At 45.8% G+C, this 4,501-nt stretch carries 3 protein-coding genes and 1 pseudogene; all 4 read left to right on the top strand.

The genetic code is table 11. The annotated features are described in order from the left end of the window. Positions 1 to 2,197 (top strand): aminodeoxychorismate synthase component I (gene pabB / locus AB7U36_RS19265; RefSeq protein ID WP_428161271.1); only part of this gene is annotated, 2,197 nt, incomplete at its 5' end. A gap of 467 nt (positions 2,198 to 2,664) precedes the next feature. Next, positions 2,665 to 3,399 carry an OS_HP2 family (seleno)protein gene (locus AB7U36_RS19260; protein WP_428161270.1) on the top strand — a complete coding sequence of 245 codons (735 nt, stop codon included), beginning with the start codon at positions 2,665 to 2,667 and terminating at the stop codon, positions 3,397 to 3,399. Positions 3,400 to 3,418: 19 nt separating this feature from the next. After that, entirely contained in the window at positions 3,419 to 4,060 is a 642-nt protein-coding gene (locus AB7U36_RS19255) for an HAD family hydrolase (RefSeq protein ID WP_428161269.1), read from the top strand. A 122-nt stretch (positions 4,061 to 4,182) separates the two neighbouring features. Beyond that, positions 4,183 to 4,501, top strand: a pseudogene (gene sat / locus AB7U36_RS19250) (sulfate adenylyltransferase); the annotation flags it as partial.

Genomic DNA, 4,501 nt, shown 5'->3' with positions numbered 1-4,501 from the left:
TTTTGATCTGACCTTTGAAGATGCTGCTGCCAGGTTTTCCCAACAAGAGGGAACAGTGGTGCTTTTGTCAGGATCTGACCAGGATTGTGCCCGGTATCATATTCTTGCTGCAGATCCTTGGTTGATGCTGAAAGGGAGCGGGGATACCATTTGTGTTAAAGTCAAAGATTCAGCCGGGGGCTTTGTCTGCCATGAAACCGACCAGGACCCTTTTGACCTGGTTGATACCCTGGTAAAAAAAATTTCCTTTTTGGATAAGAGATTCAACCTGCCCGTGGCCGCCGGTCTATTTGGCTATTTTGCCTATGATCTAAAAGACAAAATCGAAAGCCTGCCTAAGACTTGTGTGGGTAACGGTTTGCCCGATATCTGTCTATACGCTCCGTCCGTTATTTTAATTCAGGATCGAAAAACCCGTGAAAATCGGCTTTGTCTGCCTGTGTTTGACCGGGATAAGGGAGAAAAAGAGGTTCTGGCCAGGGAAGAATACTTTATAAACCGGCTTGAACACTCCTGGCGACCCGGCTCTTTTCACGCTGACAACACAGGGCTTGTTTCTTCATTTGCCAAACCGGAATATCTGTCAGCCGTATTACAGATTATTGAACATTTAAGACAGGGTGATATCTATCAGGCCAATCTGTCACAGCGTTTCGAAACCGGTTTCAGCGGCGATGCCTATGCCTTGTTTTTAGAGTTGTTTAAAAAGAATCCCGCGCCTTTTTTCGCCTTTGTCCAGGCAGGGGATCACCAGGTCGTTTCCACTTCACCCGAACGCTTTCTTAAAGTGGCGGGGCAGACTGTTGAAACCCGTCCCATCAAGGGAACCATTGCCCGGGGAGAGACTCCTGAACAGGACAGGGAAAAGGCAAGAACCTTATCCTTGAGCACCAAAGATGATGCTGAACTGACCATGATTGTGGATTTGATGCGCAATGACCTGTCCCGGGTCACAGAGCATGATTCTGTGGAAGTGACGGCGCACAAACGTCTGGAAGCCTATGACAATGTATTCCATCTGGTATCCGTGGTTGAAGGTCGGCTGAAAGCCGGCGTTTCCTGCGTTGCAGTGGTCCGGGCCGCCTTTCCCGGTGGATCCATCACCGGCTGCCCCAAGATTCGTTCCATGGAAATCATTGATGCGCTTGAGCCTGTAAAGCGTCATGTCTATACCGGTTCAATCGGATACGTAAGCTTTCATGGCACCATGGATCTCTCCATTGCCATTCGTACTGCCCTGGTTCATGACGGGCGACTGAGTTTTTCCGTTGGCGGCGGCGTGGTCTATGATTCAGACCCCCAAAAAGAGTTTGAAGAGACCCTGGCCAAGGGAAAAACGCTGATGGAGATCCTGACACAAGGAGTAGGCCAGCATATTGAAAAACCGCTCATGGCCTGGGTAAACGGTTGCTTTGTCCCCCAGGATCTTGCTTGCCTACCGGCCTGTATCCCAGGCGTTTTATATGGGGCCGGCCTGTTTGAAACCATCCGGGTGGATGCTAGAATTCCCATTCGACTACCTGAACACATCCGTCGGTTGGAAACGTCCTGGAAATCTGTGTTTGGCGGATTTTTTCCGGATATATGCTGGAAATCAATTATCATACAGCTTATTTCCAAAAACGGGTTTGAACAAAAGACTTGCGCGGTCAAACTTCTGGCGGCAAAAGATGATCGGCCGGGACGGCATGTATTTGCTGCCGCCTTTATCCGCACCTATGTGCACCGCCTTGAACTTCTTGGTAAAAAAGGTCTTGATCTGGTTACCTTTCCCCATGTCCGACACTCATTTCTGGCAGACCATAAATCCATGAATTACCTGTTCTACGACTTGGCCCGGGTCTTTGCCCTTGAGCATGGTGCCGATGAAGCCCTGATTTTAAATTCAGACGGCACGGTATCTGAAACCAATACCTGTAATATACTGGCCATAGATGGGAAAAATATGATAGTGCCCGCTTCCAGTCATGTGCTCAATGGGATAACGCTTAGATGCGTCATGCAGATTATGGCAAAAAAGGGCTTCATTGTAAGCAATATGTCTGTAGATGTTGAAACGTTTTGTACCCTGCCGTACGTGTTTGTGACCAATGCACTGATGGGAATGGTCCCGGTCCGGCGTATTAACAACACGATTTTTGAAATGGACCGTCTGATTTGCCGTCAGGTCAATGAAATGCTTTTTTCTGCTTGCTGAATCAATCGAACGCCTTGTCTGAAATTGTAGAACCTGACCAAGTGGTAATCCTGATTTTTATCTGCTGTTCATGGATAAGCTTGAATTTAAGGGTTAAATAGGGTATTTTTTCTTTCGTTTTTTTTATATGAAAATAGAGACAAGATACAAGAAACAAGAGGGCGAAGCGCCTGCGGCGCCCATTTTAGCCCTGAATTGTTGGAGTCTTTAGTTTCATTGTTTGTTGTGGGCTTGCGGCCCATGTGGGTTTTTATATGAAAGTTATGGGTAGTGAGGTTTAAAACAAGCTGTTTTCTCAATACTCAATACTCACATCTTTCATTGTTTGTTGTGTCCGTCAGGACATGGTCTTATAAGAAAGTATGGGTAAGTTACTCATACCTTTCAAGTTTTTTTGTGGGTTAAATCCGGGTGTTGACAGTCCCGATCGGCCCATGGCTGTTGGTAAAATACAATGGATACAAATAATGAAACATATCAATTTTATAATCATTTCTTCATGTTTGTTTATTTTTGCGGGAATGGCATATGTCTGGGCGGGTCCCAGGGCCGTACCCGTGGCCCCTTTTTTTGAGTTTGAGCCCGTGCTTGAAGGAGAGGATTTAACCCATGATTTTATAATAAAAAATCAGGGGGATGCCCCTTTGAATATCACCGATGTTCGACCGCCTTGAGGGTGTGACAGAAAAGCCTATGACAGGCAGATTCCTCCGGGCGGGGAAGGAAAAATCACCATTGGAGTTAAGACCGCAGGATATGGCGGGCGTGAGGTAATTAAAAATATTTTGGTTAAATCCGACGATCCTGAGAATAAAAAATTTTATTTAAAAATTGCCGGTAAAGTTAAAGAGATTGTCAAGATCAGCCCCAGCACTGTGAACTTGAACGGGGTTCCCGGACAGACCGTAAGTGAAGTGGTCACAATTGAACCGGTGCAGATGGATGAATTAAAGATCCTTGGCATGACGCTTAAATATAATAAGCAGATAAAGGCTGAGTTGATCAAGCCCGCCCAGGGGGAAAAAACCTGGAAGGTCAGGGTTTCCTGCTATTCCGAGCACCCTGCGGATATTTATGATTTTATTACACTGACAACAGACAACCCCAATAAATCGCATTTGAGAATTAGGGTCTATGCTATTTTTGAAAAGGATGAGCCTATGGAAAAGAGCGATTTAAGGACACCTGTAAACAATGAATAGCCCCAAGAAAGCTAACATAATGGATACGTCAGCAATTAAGGCCGTTGTGTTTGACTGTGACGGCGTCATGTTTGATACGGCCCTGGCCAACCGTAAATTTTATAATGATCTTTTGGCCGCTTTTAATAAAGCGCCCCTTGACGATGAGCAGTTTAAAAATATTCATATGATGACGGTAAGGGCTGCTGTTGAATATCTTTATCCGGAAATGGATGACCACCAGCCTGTATACAAAATGATTAAAAGTATCGGTTATGAAAGTGTGGTGCCTTTGATGCTGATGGAACCGGGCCTTATTGAGTTGCTTGATGCAATAAAGCAGGCAGGCCTGGTGCGCGGTGTGGCCACGAACCGGACAAATACCATGGGACGTGTACTGATTGAACATAAGCTGAAAAAGTCATTTGATATTGTTGTCACGGCATCGGATGTGGCAAATCCCAAACCCTTTCCTGACCAGCTCGAAAAAATTATGGGGGCGTATGCGCTGGTGCCTGAACAGCTTGTGTTTATCGGGGATTCCATTTACGATGAAAAAGCGGCTGAATCGGCTGGAACGTGGTTTATTGCATTTAAGCAGCCCGGGCTTGAAGCCCATGCCCATGCCGTATCCATGGATGAGATAGGGGAACTGTTAAAGTTAAGCAAATATAAGTCTTGACAAATCAGCCAATCATCATTAAATCTTACAAGATTTTTAAATAAAATTGAAGTCAGGTGCCGGGTCAAGGTATTTGACACCTATAATGGAAGTTAACCATAGATTAAGGAGAATGACGTAATATGTCTAAATTAGTTGCACCCCATGGCGGGAAAGGTCTTGTATGCTGCAAACTTGAAGGCGCTGCTCTGGAAGCTGAACGGAAAAAAGCCGCAGGTCTGAAAAAAATCGAAATCTCTTCCCAGGTTAAAGGCGACCTGATCATGCTGGGTATCGGCGGTTTCTCTCCGCTGAACGGTTTTATGACCAAAGCCGACTGGAAAGGCGTTTGCGAAGACTTCCTGCTGGCTAATGGTACTTTCTGGCCAGTTCCTGTTATGCTCGACGCTTCTGCTGCTGATGCCGCAGCAATCAAAGTTGGCGATGAGATCACCCTGGAAA

It is taken from the genome of Desulfobacter sp. (assembly GCF_050177295.1).
Note: the sequence above shows the minus strand (reverse complement) of the source record. Positions and strands in the feature narration are given on the sequence as shown.